General features: G+C 57.0%; 16 protein-coding genes. 4 read left to right on the forward strand and 12 right to left on the reverse strand.

Going from position 1 to position 16,829, the window contains the following annotated elements; translation table 11 throughout:
• Positions 1–71: 71 nt before the first annotated feature.
• From A3224_RS07950 to A3224_RS07980, 7 genes are all read right to left on the reverse strand, one after another.
• On the reverse strand, positions 72–551 hold the full coding sequence (locus A3224_RS07950) for a DUF7931 domain-containing protein (RefSeq protein ID WP_067153235.1): 480 nt from the start codon (positions 549–551) through the stop codon (positions 72–74).
• Positions 544–969, reverse strand: a complete 426-nt coding sequence (locus tag A3224_RS07955; protein WP_067153237.1) for a GNAT family N-acetyltransferase — start codon at positions 967–969, stop codon at positions 544–546. Before A3224_RS07955 ends, A3224_RS07950 begins: the two co-directional genes overlap by 8 nt.
• Complete coding sequence (locus tag A3224_RS07960; RefSeq protein WP_067157683.1) at positions 969–2,123, reverse strand: cupin domain-containing protein; 1,155 nt, start codon at positions 2,121–2,123, stop codon at positions 969–971. The genes A3224_RS07955 and A3224_RS07960 overlap by 1 nt, the downstream gene beginning before the upstream one ends.
• A 99-nt stretch (positions 2,124–2,222) precedes the next feature.
• The gene (gene purB, locus A3224_RS07965; protein ID WP_067153239.1) at positions 2,223–3,596 is read right to left on the reverse strand and encodes an adenylosuccinate lyase; all 1,374 of its coding nucleotides are present in this window, start codon (positions 3,594–3,596) and stop codon (positions 2,223–2,225) included.
• Positions 3,593–4,246 carry a high frequency lysogenization protein HflD gene (gene hflD / locus A3224_RS07970; protein WP_067153241.1) on the reverse strand — a complete coding sequence of 218 codons (654 nt, stop codon included), beginning with the start codon at positions 4,244–4,246 and terminating at the stop codon, positions 3,593–3,595. Before hflD ends, purB begins: the two co-directional genes overlap by 4 nt.
• 9 nt (positions 4,247–4,255) lie before the next feature.
• Positions 4,256–5,398, reverse strand: coding sequence for a tRNA 2-thiouridine(34) synthase MnmA (gene mnmA / locus A3224_RS07975; RefSeq protein WP_067153243.1), 1,143 nt, complete (start codon positions 5,396–5,398; stop codon positions 4,256–4,258).
• 72 nt (positions 5,399–5,470) lie between these two features.
• On the reverse strand, positions 5,471–6,070 hold the full coding sequence (locus tag A3224_RS07980; RefSeq protein WP_067153245.1) for a pseudouridine synthase: 600 nt from the start codon (positions 6,068–6,070) through the stop codon (positions 5,471–5,473).
• A gap of 160 nt (positions 6,071–6,230) precedes the next feature.
• On the opposite strand from A3224_RS07980, the gene icd reads away from it, so the two are divergent.
• On the forward strand, positions 6,231–7,481 hold the full coding sequence (gene icd / locus A3224_RS07985) for an NADP-dependent isocitrate dehydrogenase (RefSeq protein WP_067153247.1): 1,251 nt from the start codon (positions 6,231–6,233) through the stop codon (positions 7,479–7,481).
• Between the two features lie 78 nt (positions 7,482–7,559).
• Here the strand turns inward: icd and cspD are convergent, their stop codons facing one another.
• Positions 7,560–7,868 carry a cold shock domain-containing protein CspD gene (gene cspD / locus A3224_RS07990; protein WP_067153249.1) on the reverse strand — a complete coding sequence of 103 codons (309 nt, stop codon included), beginning with the start codon at positions 7,866–7,868 and terminating at the stop codon, positions 7,560–7,562.
• A gap of 256 nt (positions 7,869–8,124) precedes the next feature.
• On the opposite strand from cspD, the gene clpS reads away from it, so the two are divergent.
• Positions 8,125–8,505: an ATP-dependent Clp protease adapter ClpS gene (gene clpS, locus A3224_RS07995; protein WP_067153251.1), complete on the forward strand. Its 381-nt coding sequence runs from the start codon at positions 8,125–8,127 to the stop codon at positions 8,503–8,505.
• Between the two features lie 118 nt (positions 8,506–8,623).
• Positions 8,624–10,909, forward strand: coding sequence for an ATP-dependent Clp protease ATP-binding subunit ClpA (gene clpA, locus A3224_RS08000; RefSeq protein ID WP_067153253.1), 2,286 nt, complete (start codon positions 8,624–8,626; stop codon positions 10,907–10,909).
• Between the two features lie 82 nt (positions 10,910–10,991).
• Here clpA and infA read toward each other — a convergent pair whose 3' ends face one another.
• The 4 genes from infA to trxB all read right to left on the reverse strand — a co-directional run bounded on the left by infA (position 10,992) and on the right by trxB (position 14,023).
• Positions 10,992–11,210, reverse strand: coding sequence for a translation initiation factor IF-1 (infA, locus tag A3224_RS08005; RefSeq protein WP_067081888.1), 219 nt, complete (start codon positions 11,208–11,210; stop codon positions 10,992–10,994).
• Positions 11,211–11,315: 105 nt separating this feature from the next.
• Positions 11,316–12,035: an arginyltransferase gene (locus A3224_RS08010; protein ID WP_067153255.1), complete on the reverse strand. Its 720-nt coding sequence runs from the start codon at positions 12,033–12,035 to the stop codon at positions 11,316–11,318.
• A 117-nt stretch (positions 12,036–12,152) separates the two neighbouring features.
• Positions 12,153–12,884, reverse strand: a complete 732-nt coding sequence (aat, locus tag A3224_RS08015) for a leucyl/phenylalanyl-tRNA--protein transferase (RefSeq protein ID WP_067153257.1) — start codon at positions 12,882–12,884, stop codon at positions 12,153–12,155.
• Between the two features lie 194 nt (positions 12,885–13,078).
• Positions 13,079–14,023, reverse strand: coding sequence for a thioredoxin-disulfide reductase (trxB, locus tag A3224_RS08020; RefSeq protein ID WP_067153259.1), 945 nt, complete (start codon positions 14,021–14,023; stop codon positions 13,079–13,081).
• 432 nt (positions 14,024–14,455) lie between these two features.
• Between trxB and A3224_RS08025 the strand changes: the two genes are divergently transcribed.
• Positions 14,456–16,804, forward strand: a complete 2,349-nt coding sequence (locus tag A3224_RS08025; protein WP_082817441.1) for a DNA translocase FtsK — start codon at positions 14,456–14,458, stop codon at positions 16,802–16,804.
• The last annotated feature ends 25 nt before the right edge of the window (positions 16,805–16,829 follow it).

The following is a 16,829-nucleotide window of genomic DNA, read 5'->3' on the forward strand; positions in this document are numbered from 1 at the left end:
TCACGGTCATGCCGCTATGTGTGGTCGCCACTTCCTGCTGAGCGCGCTTGCGGCGGGAAGCTATCGGTGGGTTAGAGTTGCAGGCACCGCAGGTTGGGGTCTGTTGTGGCCAGGTCCCAGTCGCGTTCGAATATATCTTGCAGCTTGTGTGCGCGAACCTGGTTTTGCGCATGGTAGCTGCCAGACCAGCGCTCCCTGTCATCGCACTGCAGTACACCGCGGCCATCCGCAACTGCGAACTCCCAGTCTGCGGTGTCCACTGTGGCTTGAATCTTGCGGATCTGTATGCGCGAGCTGAGCCGCTGGGCCAGGGCATGGGTGCGATGGAATTGCCGCACAATGGGGTCTGAGTCCCGGATCAAAATGCGCACCCGCGCAAACCGGCTGCCGCGGGCGAAATCTGAGAGTGCCTGTGTTACCGCTTCGTCGTGGTAGAGAGGGCGGGCCAGGTTTTGGGAAAAAATCAGGCACTCTCTGCGGGCGTTGCCAACGAGTGTGATCAGTGCCGCGCGGAAGGCGGCGATGTCTTCCAGCAGCTGTGCGTCAGTCAAGGAGGCGCACCATCTTGATGTGTGGGATATCCGCCTCGATGAAGGGTTCTCCCTCGGAGCGGAATCCCGCCTTGCGATAGAAGCCCTCTGCATGGGACTGCGCGTGCAGGTAAACGCTGCTGAAGCCGTGTTCCCGCGCATAGTTACAGATAAAGGTAAGCAGCTGCAGACCCAGACCGCAGCCGCGAGCCTTTTTCACCACCGCCATGCGTCCAATTTTGCCGCTGGTGGTGATGCGGGCGGTCGCCAGGGGTTCTTTGCCTTGCACAATCAGGAAATGTTGTGCTGTTTCTTCTTCCTGGTCCCACTCTATGTCTGGATCTACATTCTGCTCATGGATAAATACCGCTTCGCGTACCTGGCGAATCAACGCAAGATCCGCTTCCCAGGCCGCCAGGCGGATTTCCGTGTCGGCCATTAGAAGTCCTCCGGCGGGTAGATCAGGCTGCCTTGGGAAACAAGCTGATCGATTAGCCCATCATTTGCAGCCAATTCCGGGAAATTGTCGGTATCCATTTGCGTAATAACCCGGTTTTCACAGAAGCGCTCAATGAAGGGAAGCGGGGCGGAGTAGGGTTCTCCGTCCACGAATAGCGTCTGTGGTTCGCGGCAAAAGGCACAGCGGGAACCGGGGTTAAGGACCAGAGTTGCACCTGCCGACAGCTGCGTACGCCAGTCTTCGGCATCACCGGCGTCGAGTGCTACTGTCTCGGGATACTTCACCTCTGTCATTACTGCACCCAACCACTGGGCGACTTTGTGCGGCTGCTGCAGCCAGCTGCTCAATTGCTCCTGCAGGCGGATTATTGAGGCGGGGTCTATTTCCGCCGGATGGCGCGCAGGAGCGATGCCCGGGTCCGAGTAACGCAAGTGCTGCGGCAGCCCTTGCGCCAGTTCTGCTGCCAAGTCTTCCAGAATCGTCGCTGCCGATGGAGCTCGAAATCCGATGGAAATTGTGGTGCAGGGGCCTTCGGCGATCCCCCAATGACTGAACTGGGGCGGCAGGTAGAGCATGTCACCGGGTTCCAGAAGCCAGCTGTTTTCCGCTTCGAAGTCTCTGAGAATATTAAGCGGTGTCCCTTCGACCCGCGGGCTATCATCATTGGCTTTTGCCCCCTGGTGCCAGAGACGCTTCCCCTCTGCCTGCAGCAGGAAGACATCGTAATAGTCAAAGTGGGGGCCGACACTGCCCTTGTCCGCGGCGTAACTGATCATCACGTCGTCCAGGCGCCAGTCCGGAATAAAGCGGAAGTGTTCTTTCAGCGCTGCGACTTCTGACAGCCACTGATCCACCGCCTGTACCAGTAAAGTCCAGTGGCTGCGGGGCAGGGAGAGGAAATCCTCTTCGGAGAAGGGGCCTGTACGCAATTGCCAGGGCCCTTCGCTGCCATTTTCCAGTACCAGGCGCGACTCCACGGTTTCTTCCAGCGCCATACCGGCAAGCTCCTCGCCGGATATCGGCGATACGAAGCCCGGTATGGCGTTGCGGATCAGCAGGGGTTTTTGCTGCCAGTAATCGCGGAGGAATTCCTCAACGGGCATGTTGCCGAGATGGGTAAATGGTTTGGCCACGGAAAGCTTCCCAGAGATGCCAATCAGCACCGATTGATTGGATAGATTTGAACCGGGGTGGGCGGCTTTTGTCGCCCACCTCACCGGGATACTCCACACTCAGATTCTTTTTGCCTGAACTGCGGCGTTGCCAATGTAAGATGCGGGCGTCAGTGCGAGTAGTGACTGTTTCGCATCTTCCGGAATTTCCAGCTTGTTAATAAAGGCTTTCAAGGTGTCCTGGGTTATGCCCTGGCCGCGTGTCAGTGCTTTCAGTTTTTCGTAGGGCTCCTCAATATCGTAGCGCCGCATGACCGTTTGAATGGGCTCTGCCAACACTTCCCAGGCGTTGTCCAGATCTTCGGACAGACGTTCCCGGTTGATTTCCAGCTTTCCGAGTCCTTTCAGGGTGGCTGCGTAGGCGATGACGGTGTAGCCGATGCCGACCCCCATGTTGCGCAACACCGTGGAATCGGTCAGATCCCGCTGCCAGCGGGAAATGGGCAGTTTGGCGCTCAGGTGCTGGAATACCGCGTTGGCCAGGCCCAGGTTGCCCTCGGAATTCTCAAAATCGATCGGGTTCACTTTATGGGGCATGGTGGAAGAGCCTACTTCACCCGCGATCACTTTTTGCTTGAAGTAGCCCAGGGAAATGTAGCCCCAGATATCCCGGTCGAAGTCGATCAGAATGGTATTGAAACGGGCGATGGCATCGAATAGTTCCGCAATATAATCGTGGGGCTCAATCTGGGTGGTGTAAGGATTCCAGGTCAAGCCCAGGGAAGTGACGAAAGCTTCGGCATTCTTTTCCCAGTCTACATCCGGGTAGGCGGACAGGTGTGCGTTGTAGTTACCCACGGCGCCGTTGATTTTGCCCAGCAGTTCCACGCTTTGAACCTGCTTGATTTGCCGGCGCAGGCGCGCTACGACATTCGCCAATTCTTTGCCGACGGTGGTGGGGCTGGCTGTTTGGCCGTGGGTCCGCGAAAGCATGGGGATGTCCGCGAATTTTGTGGCCAGTTGCGCGATTTCAGTGGCGAGTTGCTCCATTGCCGGCAGCACCACCTGATCGCGACCAGCACGCAGCATCAGTGCGTGGGACAGGTTATTGATATCCTCCGAAGTGCAGGCGAAGTGCACGAATTCACTGACTTTATCAAGCTCACTGTTAGCGCTGATTTTTTCCTTTAGGAAATACTCAACAGCCTTTACGTCATGGTTGGTAGTGCGCTCGATTTCTTTAATGCGCTCGGCATCTGCCAGGGAAAAATTCTCAACAATATTGTTGAGCAATTGGTCGGCCTCCGCTCCGAACTGAGGCACCTCTTTAATTTGCGGGTGGCGGGAGAGCTGTTGCAGCCAGCGTACCTCGACTTCCACCCTCGCGCGAATCAGACCGTATTCGCTGAAAATAGTCCGCAGTGATGAGGTCTTACTCTCGTAGCGTCCATCGATAGGGGAGACCGCGGTAAGGGCGGATAGCTCGACTGTCATAGTGTATCTCCGGATTGTGAAATTGAGGATTCGATTTGCGTGATCAATGCGTTGGTCGCGGTCAGCAGTTTTTTACGCTGAAACAGTAAGTGCAGGCGACTGCCGCCGAGCTGCCGCCAAAGAGTGGCCGCGCGCACCCCAGCGAACAACATGGCGCGTATCTGGTTGGCGATGCGCTGTTGCTGTAAATAGTTGAAATCTCCCAGCACCTGGATGCGGAAACGGAAGGTACTGAGTGTGTCGCTATAGATACCAGCGAGATTGGAAAAAACGTTTTCGTGGGTCAGGCTGAAATGCTCGGCCTGAATCCGGGCCTTTTCCAGGCGGCTTCCAATAATTGAGAGCAGCTCTCTCTTCTTGGCGAGCTGCCGTTGCAAATAAAGTATTGAAAGAACGTAGCGCAGGCAGTCTGTATATTCCGGGTGCTGGCGTGACTGCAGCAGTTGCCGGGCTGCCTTCAACCCCGGCAGCAGCTTATCCGCGCCGCCGAAGACCGCTTCGGCACTTTCCGGATTCTGCTGAAAGAGGCTGTAAACACCAGTCTCCAGTTGCGACTGGGGTGCAGTACCTGTTTTTGCCAGGCGCTCCACCAGGGTTGCGAATTGAAAAATACCCGCCAGTGCCAGTGCCTGATCCCGCCACTTACTCAAAGGTACTCCTTAATTTTCCTGATATTTTTTCGGCAAGGATGTGCCCACCCCGGTGGGCTTTTCGATGACAGCACCACCGAGACAGATATCGCCGTCGTAGAGTACGAGAGACTGTCCCGGTGTAATTGCCCGCTGAGGCTCGTCAAAGACCACTATAAGACCGCCATCTGCACGCAGTCTGACTGTACAGTCCTGATCGGGCTGACGGTAACGCGTTTTGGCCTTGCAGCGAAACTCGGATGCGGGTGCGCTGCCGTTGATCCAATGTGCCAGGCTCGCTTCGAGGCCGGTAGCGTACAACAGTGGGTGGTGTGCTCCCTGGGCAACGATCAGCACATTGCGTCCAAGATCCTTGCCGACCACATACCAGGGGGCATCACCCGCACCGCGAACGCCGCCGATTCCCAGCCCTTGACGCTGTCCTATGGTGTGGTACATCAGACCGGAATGCTGCCCCATGACTTGGCCTTCCGGGGTTTCCATGTCGCCCGGTTGTGCCGGCAGATACTGCTCAAGAAAATCCTTGAAACGGCGCTCCCCGATAAAACAGATGCCGGTACTGTCTTTCTTGTTGTGGGTGACAAAGCCGTTCGCCTCGGCTATCCGGCGCACCTCCGGCTTTTCCAGCTCACCCAGAGGAAATAGCGACTTGGCGAAAGCCGCTTCATCCACCGCATGCAGGAAGTAACTCTGGTCCTTATTTCCATCCAGGCCTTTCAGTAAGCAGGTGCGGCCATTCTCGGTTTTGCAGCGCGCATAGTGGCCGGTGGCAATGGCATCAGCGCCCAACACTTCCGCGTACTCAAGGAAGACCTTGAACTTGATCTCGCGGTTACAGAGGATATCCGGGTTCGGCGTCCGGCCAGCCTTGTACTCGGCCAGGAAGTGCTCAAACACCTGATCCCAATACTCCGCGGCGAAGTTTGCCGTGTGTAGTTTGATGCCGAGCCGTTTGCACACAGCTTCTGCGTCGGCCAGGTCTGCCTTGGCTGTACAGTACTCGGTACCGTCGTCTTCGTCCCAATTTTTCATGAACAAGCCTTCGACCTGGTACCCCTGCTGTTTCAGCAGCAGGGCGGCCACGGAGGAGTCCACGCCGCCGGACATTCCGACGATCACGCGTTGGGGCTTTGCAGAGGTGGAATCAGACATAGATGAGAATGGGCAACTACACAAAAGGGGGCGAATTTTACCCGTGATTAGGGGTTGTGACCAAGACCGTGCTTACCGCGGCCAGCGGCGCCGGCGCTGGCCGCGCACAGACGCGGGTCGTGCGGGAGCTGCAAATACCTCCTCGGCGCGCTGCTCTCCGGGGCGCAGACCGCCGAGTTGCCAATTGCCGATGGCTGTGCGGATCAGGCGCAGCGTCGGGAAGCCAACCGCCGCGGTCATGCGCCGTACTTGCCGGTTGCGCCCTTCGCTGATGGTTAACTCCAGCCAGGAGGTCGGGATAGCCTTGCGCTCTCGCACCGGTGGGACCCGCGGCCATACCGCCGGCTCCCGCAGGTGCCGGGCTTTGGCCGGTGCGGTCAAGCCATCCTTTAGTTTGACGCCGCGGCGCAATTCGCCGAGCGCCGCATTGTCGATTTCTCCCTCAACCTGTACCCAGTAAGTTTTCGGCAGTTTCTGCCGCGGATGGCTGATCTGATGTTGTAATGCGCCATCATCGGTGAGAAGCAGCAGCCCTTCGGAGTCGAAATCCAGGCGCCCGGCGGCGTAAAAGCCCTTTCGATGGATAAAGTCCGCCAGGGTGGGGCGCCCACTGCTGTCGGTGAATTGACTCAATACGCCGTAAGGCTTGTTGAAAAGAATGATTTGACTCATGAATGCGCACCAGCATGTAATCCAGCTACAAAAGCGGGGCGATATTGGTATAATCCCGCCGTTTTTTCATTCCGCCCCGACTTAGTGTCGACGGAGTTCGGGGGGCGGGGCAAGCAACACCCGACCTAAACAGTCACAGAGTTTTGGGAGTTTAAGCAATATGGGTCATATCCAAGTGCCGGCAGACGGCGAAAAAGTTACAGTCAACTCCGACGGTTCGCTGAATGTGCCGAATCGCCCGATTATTCCTTTCATTGAGGGTGACGGTATCGGCGTGGATATCACCCCGGTAATGCGCAAGGTGATCGACGCGGCCGTGCAGAAGGCCTACGGGGGCGATAAAGGTATTGCCTGGATGGAGGTTTACTGCGGTGAGAAGGCGGCGGAAACCTATGCCGGCGACTGGTTCCCCGCGGAGACTCTGGAAGCCATTAAAGAGTATGTGGTGAGTATCAAGGGCCCCTTGACGACCCCGGTGGGTGGTGGCTTCCGCTCACTGAACGTGGCCCTGCGCCAGGAGCTGGATCTCTATGTGTGCCAACGCCCTGTACGCTGGTTCAGCGGGGTGCCTTCTCCGGTTAAAGAGCCCAACAAAGTCGACATGGTGATTTTCCGGGAGAACTCTGAGGATATCTACGCTGGCATCGAGTGGAAGGCGGATTCCGACGAGGCCAAGAAAGTGATTCAGTTCCTCCAAGAGGAAATGGGAGTCACGAAAATCCGCTTCCCCGAGCACTGTGGCATCGGCATCAAGCCGGTATCTGCTGAGGGCACCAAGCGCCTGGTGCGCAAGGCTATCCAGTACGCTATCGATCAGGACCGCGACTCTGTGACTCTGGTGCACAAGGGTAACATCATGAAGTTTACCGAGGGTGCCTTTGCGGACTGGGGATACGAACTGGCTCGCGATGAGTTCGGCGCTCAGCCTCTGGATGGTGGCCCCTGGCACAGCTTCAAAAACCCGAAAACCGGCAAAGAGATTGTTATCAAGGATGTTATTGCAGACGCCATGCTGCAACAGATCCTGCTGCGCCCGGCAGAATACGACGTGATCGCCACGCTGAACCTCAATGGCGACTATCTGTCTGACGCCTTGGCAGCTCAAGTTGGTGGTATCGGTATTGCCCCGGGCGCCAACCTGTCTGACGAAGTGGCTTTGTTTGAGGCAACTCACGGCACTGCACCCAAGTATGCCGGTCAGGACAAGGTCAATCCGGGTTCCCTGATTCTTTCCGCGGAGATGATGCTGCGCCACCTGGGCTGGAACGAGGCTGCGGATCTGGTAATCAAGGGCATGGAAGGTGCCATTGAGGCTAAAACCGTAACCTATGACTTCGAACGCCTGATGGACGGTGCAGAGCTGAAATCCTGCTCCGAGTTTGGCGAGGAAGTGATCAAGCACATGGGCTGATTGCCGAGGCAAGTCCAGGATTGCCGCAAAAAAGCCCCGCACCTACCGGTGCGGGGCTTTTTGTTCAGGGTGAGCAGCTTAATCGAGTGCTTCCGCCTCTTTTTCTCGCTGGACCTGCCCTTGATCGCTACTGGAGAGGCCGGTATTTCCAGAACTCTTCTCTCCGCTAGCTGATTCGTTGGGGATTACTGTGGATATATTGGCTGCATGATAGCCTTTTTCACCTTTGACAATGTCAAAAGTGACCTGTTGGCCGGCTTTGAGGGTGCGGTACCCGTCCATCTGTATCGCGGAGTAATGCGCGAACAGGTCCTCCCCCCCTTCATCCGCAAGAATAAACCCATATCCCTTGGCGTTGTTGAACCACTTGACGGTACCGGTAGGCATGGCGAATTCCCTCTAATTGCCGGGGCGACAGCTAGCCGCCTTACAGTGTCATTTCTTTATAGTTATCTGTGCTTGCAATTCGACCGCGAAAGCACTCCCTTATATCGCGTTTGCGCCTGAGTCAGGCACTACCTCTTGTAGCCAACTGGTTTCCGAATGTCAAGGCTTTCTGGCGCCCGCTGTGCCTCGGAGGAAATGAGGTTACAATTCCGAGTCGCTAGACCAAATTACTTTCAGGATCTTATTGATAAACGCTATGGGAATTTCACAGGCCATTAAACTACACTCGGACGACAGCGATAATGGCTTCCAATATCCGGGGGGTATAGGCGGGGATCTGGTGCTGGAAGAGGCACCGCCCAAACTCAAGCGGCCACCGATGTACAAGGTGGTCATGCTTAACGATGACTACACCCCCATGGACTTTGTGGTTGAGGCGCTGGAGCTTTTTTTTGGCGTCGACCGCGAGCGTGCCACCCAGTTGATGCTGCAAGTGCACACACAGGGAAAAGCAGTCTGCGGTGTCTATACTCGGGATATAGCGGAGACGAAGGCCGCACAGGTCAATCAGTTCGCCAGGGAGCATCAGCATCCTTTGCTGTGCGAGATCGAAGCGGATGAAAGCGAGGATGATTGACACTGGACTGGCAGATGGGATCCGTCCAGTGGCGGAGCCGGACACACACAAGACGCCAACCGGGCGCATTGTCCAGTGAACGGGCGGGTGACATTGGCGATTAGGGTTTGAGGTTTAGATGCTCAGCAAGGATTTAGAGGTAACGCTCAATCTAGCGTTCAAAGGTGCACGTGCAAAACGCCACGAATTTATGACCGTGGAGCACCTGTTGCTGGCGCTTCTGGACAATGAGTCGGCCGCGGACGTGTTACACGCCTGCGGTGCCGACCTCAGTGCCCTGCGCCGTGAACTGCTCGAATTCGTGGATTCCACTACGCCCCTGATCCCGGAAGCGGATGTCGACCGGGAAACTCAGCCCACTCTGGGCTTCCAGCGCGTACTGCAGCGGGCTGTATTCCATGTGCAGTCCTCTGGCAAGAAAGAGGTTACCGGAGCCAACGTATTGGTCGCGATCTTCTGTGAGCAGGAAAGCCAGGCGGTTTATTACCTGAAGCAGCAGAGCGTTGCCCGAATCGACGTGGTTAATTACATCACACACGGAATTTCCCGTGTTGGCTCCAGCGGCAACAATCACCACCACCATCACAATACCGATCCCGCACCGGAACAGGCGGATGAGGATATCGGCGCGGGTGCAGAGCCCGGTGGGTCAGACCCGCTGGAAAGCTATGCGACCAATCTGAACCAAGAGGCAATACTCGGCCGGATTGACCCGCTGGTTGGTCGGGGGCCGGAAGTGGAGCGGGTTACTCAGGTTTTAGCACGCCGACGTAAAAACAACCCTCTGCTGGTGGGCGAGTCCGGCGTGGGTAAAACCGCTATCGCCGAAGGGTTGGCTCGCCGTATTGTGGACGGCGATGTGCCCGAGCCCCTGAGCAACAGCACAATCTATTCGCTGGACCTCGGCTCGTTACTGGCCGGCACCAAGTACCGCGGTGATTTTGAGAAGCGCTTTAAGGCGTTGCTGGCGGAGCTTCGCAAGCGCCAGAACGCGGTACTGTTTATCGACGAAATTCACACCATTATCGGTGCTGGAGCCGCCTCTGGCGGTGTTATGGATGCTTCAAATCTGCTCAAACCGCTGCTCTCCAGTGGCCAGCTACGTTGTATCGGCTCCACCACCTTCACTGAGTATCGGGGCATCTTCGAGAAAGATCGCGCTCTGTCGCGGCGCTTTCAGAAGATCGATATCAACGAGCCTTCGGTAGAGGAAACTGTGCAGATTCTGCACGGCTTGAAGAGTTGCTTTGAAGATCATCACAAGGTGCGTTACACAGATGCCGCGCTGGAGGCTGCGGCACAGCTCTCCAGTCGCCATATCACCGAGCGTTTCCTGCCGGACAAGGCGATCGATGTTATCGACGAGGCTGGGGCTTACCAGTCGCTGTTGCCGCCGGAGGAGCGGCGGGAACTGATCGGCGTCACCGAGATCGAGACGGTCATTGCCAAAATGGCCAGGATTCCAGCCAAGAGCGTCTCTGCCTCCGACAAGGAGCAGCTGGCCAAGCTGGAAGAAAATCTCAAAATGGTGGTGTTTGGCCAGGATAAGGCAATTGAGGCACTGAGTACCGCAATCAAATTGAGTCGTGCCGGTCTGGGCGCCGAGGAAAAACCGATTGGCTCCTTCCTCTTTGCCGGTCCGACGGGGGTGGGCAAGACAGAGCTTTGCCGGCAGTTGGCGAAGGTAATGGGGATTGAGCTGATCCGTTTTGATATGTCGGAGTACATGGAGCGCCACACCGTCTCCCGTCTGATCGGTGCCCCTCCGGGCTATGTGGGATTCGATCAAGGTGGGCTGCTGACCGACGCAGTATCCAAGCATCCGCACAGTGTGGTGTTGTTGGATGAGATTGAGAAGGCGCACCCCGAGGTCTTCAACCTTTTGCTGCAGGTAATGGACCACGGTACATTGACGGACAACAATGGCCGCAAAGCGGATTTCCGTAACGTCATACTGATTATGACCACCAATGCCGGTGCGGAATTGATGAGCCGCCGCTCCATCGGATTTTCCCCGCAAGACCACTCCAGCGACGGAATGGAAGAGATCAAGAAGATGTTCAGCCCGGAGTTCCGCAACCGCCTGGACAGCATTATTCAGTTCAGCGCTCTGGATCTGGATGTGGTCAAGACTGTGGTGGATAAGTTCATTGTCGAGCTGCAGGCGCAACTGGACGAGTCCCACGTGACCCTGGTGGTGGGCGAAGAGGCGCGCGAGTGGCTGGCGGTCAATGGCTACGATGAAAAGATGGGAGCGCGTCCAATGGCCCGTCTGATCCGCGACAAGCTGCGCAAACCGCTGGCGGAAGCAGTGCTTTTCGGAGATCTGGCAGAGGGGGGCGGCCGCGTGGAGGTCACGATCGAAAACGACGAGCTTACGATCAAGACCGCAGTGCCAGCCTGATTCTCAAGCCAAACAAAAAAGCCACCTTCGGGTGGCTTTTTTGTTTGCACGGCAGCTTTGCGGTGGCTGCCGAGCGCTTCCGTTAACGGGCCCGATAGGTGATGCGGCCCTTGGTCAGGTCGTAGGGCGTCAGCTCTACTTTGACCTTATCACCGGTAAGTATACGGATATAGTTCTTGCGCATTTTTCCGGAAATATGCGCTATCACCACATGTCCATTTTCCAGTTTCACGCGGAATGTGGTATTGGGCAGGGTGTCGATCACCTCGCCTTCCATTTCAATGTAATCGTCTTTTGCCATGCGGCAGCAACCTTCAAAATAACCAGTTTTGAGCTTTACCCCGGCCAGGGCCGCGGCGCGACGGGCGTGCATTTTGCACGAAAAGCCGGGATAGAGCAAAGGTACTTAGTGAGACTTCAGCGCCCAGCGGTTTTCTCTGAGCAGCTCGATCGGCTGGAACTGCGTCTTGTAGGCCATCTTCTGACACTGTTCGATCCAGTATCCCAGGTAGAGGCTGGGCAAGCCGAGTCGCCGAGCCCATTCAATTTGATAAAGAATGCAGTAACTGCCTAGGCTTCGCTTGCTCTCGCCGGGGTCGAAGAAAGTATAGATGGCCGACAAACCAGTGGTGAGCATATCTGTTACGGCGACGGCAACCAGCCTGCCGCGAGTTCGAAATTCGATATAGTGGGTGCTGCCCCAGGCCTGTGTAAGAAAACTGCGGAATTGATCCCGATGCGGCGGGTACATTTCGCCATCCGCGTGCCGCTGCTCGATATAGCGCGCATAAAGCTCGAAGTGCTCATCGGAATCGATGGTTTGCACGTGGAAGATATCCAGGTCCCGATTGCGGCGCCAGCAGCGGCGCTGCTTGCGGTCCGGTACAAAGAGGTTCACAGGTACCCTTGCGGGCACACAAGCCTGACAGCTGGCGCACTGAGGGCGGTAGAGGTAGGCGCCACTGCGGCGAAAACCGAGTTCAGATAGTCGAGTGTATAACTGCTGGTCGACCGGTGTTTGCGGATCCACAAATACGGTGGTGGCCTCACGCTCTGGCAGATAGCCACAAGGGTGGGGCAGGGTAGCCAGCAGGCGCACCGAATCCAGGCGGGAGGGTTTGCTCATCGTCCTATGGCTGGGCGTGCTACTGCGCAAGATGGGTGCAATGAGCACGCTTATCAATCTGGCACTGCGGACTTGAATACAGGCTTTCCATTAGGCCTCCGGAAATACAGAACACGCTCAAACGCAGCTTTCTGGAAAAGTCCATGTCAGTTTCCACGGCTGTGGGAAAGGTGTCTGTGTGACGCCCTTCTCCAGCAAGCGCTCGAACTCTTCCCGCGACACTTCTACCGCTCCGAGGCTTTGAAGGTGAGGGTTTGTCACCTGGCAATCGATCATCGGGCAGTTCCACAATTCTAACTGCCGCACCAAGTGCACAAAAGCGACTTTTGAGGCATTGGTTTCCCGGTGGAACATCGACTCTCCGAAGAAGATGCGCCCCAGGGCCACGCCGTAGAGGCCGCCGACAATCTCCTGCCCTCGCCAAACCTCAACTGAGTGGGCATAGCCCAGGCGATGCATTTCCCGGTATGCCTCGCTTATCTCCTCGGTAATCCAAGTGCCTTCGTTGTCGCCCCGCGGTAGGCGGCAGGCTTCGATCACCCGGTCAAACGCTTGGTCGAACGTTACCGAGAAATCGCCGCGGCGCAGCACCTTGCGCATGCTCCGCCCGATGCGAAATTCGCTCGGGATAACCACACAGCGTGGCGATGGGCTCCACCAGAGAATCGGTTGGTCGTCGGAATACCAGGGAAAGATGCCGCGCCGATAGGCTGCCAACAGCCGGTCGACACAGAGGTCGCCCCCAACCGCAAGGAGACCGTTGGGGTCTTTTAGAGCAAATTGGGTGGGGGGGAACTCTATCTGCTCAGGGTTGAGCAGTGTCAAATGGCCGCCAGTGGATTTGGTCACGTTCAGTTGCGCCGCTGTGATTTCTTAGCTCTGAGATTAATCAAAGGTAATGGGGTCTCACAAGGCCCTATGCGGTGGATGTCGCGGCTGACAGGTGTCTGCAGACAAAGAACTCTGCCGATAGCAGCAGTAATCCATATGGCCCACAAGTATTCGACGGTTGCCGCCCGAAGGCGACAACCCGGTAGGCTGCGTTATTGTGCGTCCAGGAAGCGTTCCGCGTCGAGCGCCGCCATGCAACCGGTGCCAGCGGAGGTGACCGCTTGGCGGTATACATGGTCGCAGACATCGCCCGCCGCGAAAACTCCCGGTACAGAGGTTTGGGTGGCGTTGCCTTCCAGGCCACTTTGCACGACGATATACCCGCCATTCATTTCCAGCTGGCCTTCGAAGATGTCAGTGTTCGGTTTGTGCCCGATGGCGATAAACACACCGGATACTTCCAGCTCGCGGGTACTGTCATCCTGTGTGCTGCGCAGGCGCACGCCAGTTACGCCGTTATCGTCGCCCAGTACTTCCTCCACGGTATGATTCCAGCAGACATTGATATTGCCGTTTTCTACCTTGTCCATGAGGCGGTCTTGCAGGATTTTCTCAGCGCGCAGCTCATCGCGGCGGTGGATCAACGTCACCTCGCTGGCAATGTTTGACAGATAGAGCGCTTCTTCGACGGCAGTGTTACCGCCGCCGACAACGGCGACCTTTTGATCGCGGTAAAAGAAACCGTCACAGGTCGCACAGGCGCTGACACCCCGGCCCTGGTATGCCTCCTCGGAGGGTAGGCCGAGGTATTGAGCGGAGGCTCCGGTGGCGATAATCAATGCATCGCAGGTATAGGTGTCATTGCCCTTTAGGGTGAAGGGGCGCTGCTTCAGATCCACCGACTCAATATGATCGAAGATAATCTGTGTATCGAAGCGCTCGGCGTGCTGCTGCATCTGCACCATCAAATCGGGGCCCTGCAAATCGGCGGAGCCGCCGGGCCAGTTTTCCACTTCGGTGGTGGTGGTCAACTGGCCGCCTTGCTGCATGCCGGTGATTACGACCGGTTTGAGGTTGGCGCGGGCAGCATAGATGGCGGCAGTGTAACCGGCAGGGCCGGAGCCAAGAATAATCAGTCGATGGTGGTTGTTGCTCATAGAGGTCTCGTATACAGACAAATGAGGAAATCGCCCAGGCGTCAAATCGCCAGGCGGCTTAAGGGTTGTCAATGCCCTTCGGCAATGGTGTTCAGGGCTATCAAATTGGCGTTCATGATAGGCGAAACCCCTGGCTTGGCGAAATAGTTTGGTTTTATTTGCACTATTGGAGGTGCCAATTCCCATGCTTTCCAGGGTAAATTCTCTGGCGCTAAATCACATTAAGTTAGTCAACTTTTACATTAATAAGAAGCTGTAACCTATTGATTTAAAGCAAATTTTTTTCTTTTAAAGTAATGTCTTAAGTCGGCTGCAGGTAGCATTTGGACCGCTCCTGTAGTACACAGTCGGCTGCCGGGGAAGGGCGATTGCCGCCTTTGCCCCTGGAAGAACCGCCCGAACAGGTGAAGACAGTCACAAGATCACTGAGGTATGCCATTGAAGGCTGAAAGCACCACAGACCAATCCGCCGACGAAAGCGGAACTCCGCCGGATTCATTGATCGCTCGCCTGTTGCGCGAGGGGGCTCTGATCGCATTACTTGCCGGGGCCCTATTATTGGCAATCAGTCTGATCAGCTACGATTCGGCGGATCCGGGTTGGTCACATACCGGACATAGTGGGCAGGTGAACAATGCCATTGGTCCCACCGGTGCCTGGCTGGCGGATGTCTGCTTATCTCTGCTCGGTTGGATGGCGTATTTGTTCCCTGTTCTGATCGGTTGGCGTGCCTTTCGCATCCTGCGCGACCGCAACGCGCGCTTTCACGGCCCTCTGTTTGCCATAAGAGTGTCGGGTCTGGGGCTTTTACTGGCCAGCGGCGCTGGTATCGCCACACTGTGCTTTGCCCAGGGGGAAGAGCCGTTGCCGTTTTCGAATGGTGGCATTATCGGTGCGGCCATCGCCGGGGCGGCGGAGAGCAGCCTCGGCTACGTGGGGGCGACCATTCTATTGTTAGCGCTGTTTGCGATTGGTATTTCAGTGTTTACCGGGTTGTCCTGGTTGAAGCTGGCGGATGCGATCGGTCGCAATGTGCTCGGCTTCCTTGCCTGGCTGGGCAACCGCTACCGGCGCATGCGGCAGAAGCGCGAGGAGGCGCGCGCGGCGCGAGAAGCCATCGTGGTGCGCAAGGCCGCCGTGGAGGAAGAAAAGCAACGCAGTGCCAAGCGGCTGCCGCCCAAAATAGAGCCCGCCGCCCCGAAGCCCAAGCAGAGTCCTCGCGCCGCCAAGGAGAAACAGGGCGAGCTTTTCTCTGCCGGTCCAGTCACCGGCACTTTACCCGCGCTTTCTCTACTGGACCCTGCGGATCAAAACAAGAAGGCGGGTTTTTCCCGCGAGTCCCTGGAGGCACTCTCGCGCCTGCTCGAGCTCAAGTTGAAAGACTTCGGCGTGGTTGCCGAAGTGGTCTCGGTGCTGCCGGGACCCGTGGTGACCCGATTCGAAATACAGCCGGCACCGGGCGTCAAGGTAAGTAAGATTTCCAACCTGGCCAAGGATCTGGCCCGTTCACTAGCGGTAATCAGCGTGCGGGTGGTGGAGGTAATTCCGGGCAAGTCTGTAGTGGGTATCGAGATTCCCAATGAAAACCGGCAGATGGTGCGTTTAAGTGAAGTTTTGTCGGCAGATGTCTACGAGAATGCCAAGTCCCCGCTGACCCTGGCCCTTGGGCACGACATCTCTGGTCAGCCGGTGGTGGCGGATCTGGCCAAGATGCCACACCTGCTGGTGGCGGGTACTACCGGCTCCGGTAAGTCGGTGGGCATCAACGTGATGCTGCTTTCTCTGCTGTACAAATCCACTCCGGAAGAAGTGCGCCTGATTCTGGTGGACCCCAAAATGTTGGAGCTGTCGGTCTATGAGGGGATACCGCATCTGCTGACGCCGGTGATCACCGACATGAATGACGCAGCCAACGGGCTGCGTTGGTGTGTGGGCGAAATGGAGCGGCGATACAAGTTGATGGCGGCCATGGGAGTGCGCAATCTGGCGGGCTTCAACCGCAAGGTAAAAGAGGCCATTGCCGCGGGGGAACCCCTGGAAGACCCGATCTGGCAGCCGGACCCTATGTCCAGTGTACCGGAAGAGGAGCAGACACGCCCATACCTCAAGCCACTGCCATCTATCGTTGTGGTGATCGACGAATTTGCCGATATGATGATGATCGTCGGCAAAAAGGTGGAGCAACTGATAGCGCGCATTGCGCAAAAAGCCCGCGCCGCTGGCATCCACTTGCTGTTGGCCACCCAGCGCCCGTCTGTCGATGTCATCACGGGGCTGATCAAGGCCAATGTCCCCACGCGCATCGCTTTCCAGGTATCGTCCAAAATCGATTCCCGTACCATTCTCGATCAGGGCGGCGCAGAGCAGTTGCTGGGACATGGCGATATGTTGTACCTGCCTCCGGGTAGCGGCGTGCCTGTACGGGTGCACGGCGCCTTCGTCGATGATCACGAAGTACACAAAGTCGTGGCGGACTGGAGTCGCCGCGGAGAGCCGGAATATATCGATGGCATCGTCGATGACAGTAACAACAGCATTCCAGTGCCCGGCTTGCAGACCGAGGGCGGGGATGAGAAAGACTCGGAATCCGACGCGCTCTACGACGAAGCGGTGGCCTTTGTCACCAAGTCACGCAAGGCGTCTATTTCCTCGGTTCAGCGCCATTTACGTATCGGTTACAACCGGGCCGCGCGCATTATCGATGCGATGGAGGCAGCTGGTGTTGTGTCTCCAGCGGGCCACAACGGCAACCGCGAGGTATTGGCGCCACCGCCCCCCTGAAGTCGGTCGGCACACGAAGAGGCCG

This window comes from Microbulbifer thermotolerans (assembly GCF_001617625.1).
GTDB lineage: Bacteria > Pseudomonadota > Gammaproteobacteria > Pseudomonadales > Cellvibrionaceae > Microbulbifer > Microbulbifer thermotolerans.

Coding starts and splice junctions, on each gene's coding strand:
- A3224_RS07955 (WP_067153237.1), bottom strand. CDS start 969: ATGGCCGACACGGAAATCCGCCTGGCGGCCTGGGAAGCGGATCTTGCG.
- purB (WP_067153239.1), bottom strand. CDS start 3,596: ATGACAGTCGAGCTATCCGCCCTTACCGCGGTCTCCCCTATCGATGGA.
- mnmA (WP_067153243.1), bottom strand. CDS start 5,398: ATGTCTGATTCCACCTCTGCAAAGCCCCAACGCGTGATCGTCGGAATG.
- A3224_RS07980 (WP_067153245.1), bottom strand. CDS start 6,070: ATGAGTCAAATCATTCTTTTCAACAAGCCTTACGGCGTATTGAGTCAA.
- icd (WP_067153247.1), top strand. CDS start 6,231: ATGGGTCATATCCAAGTGCCGGCAGACGGCGAAAAAGTTACAGTCAAC.
- cspD (WP_067153249.1), bottom strand. CDS start 7,868: ATGCCTACCGGTACCGTCAAGTGGTTCAACAACGCCAAGGGATATGGG.
- clpS (WP_067153251.1), top strand. CDS start 8,125: ATGGGAATTTCACAGGCCATTAAACTACACTCGGACGACAGCGATAAT.
- clpA (WP_067153253.1), top strand. CDS start 8,624: ATGCTCAGCAAGGATTTAGAGGTAACGCTCAATCTAGCGTTCAAAGGT.
- infA (WP_067081888.1), bottom strand. CDS start 11,210: ATGGCAAAAGACGATTACATTGAAATGGAAGGCGAGGTGATCGACACC.
- A3224_RS08010 (WP_067153255.1), bottom strand. CDS start 12,035: ATGAGCAAACCCTCCCGCCTGGATTCGGTGCGCCTGCTGGCTACCCTG.
- trxB (WP_067153259.1), bottom strand. CDS start 14,023: ATGAGCAACAACCACCATCGACTGATTATTCTTGGCTCCGGCCCTGCC.
- A3224_RS08025 (WP_082817441.1), top strand. CDS start 14,456: ATGCCATTGAAGGCTGAAAGCACCACAGACCAATCCGCCGACGAAAGC.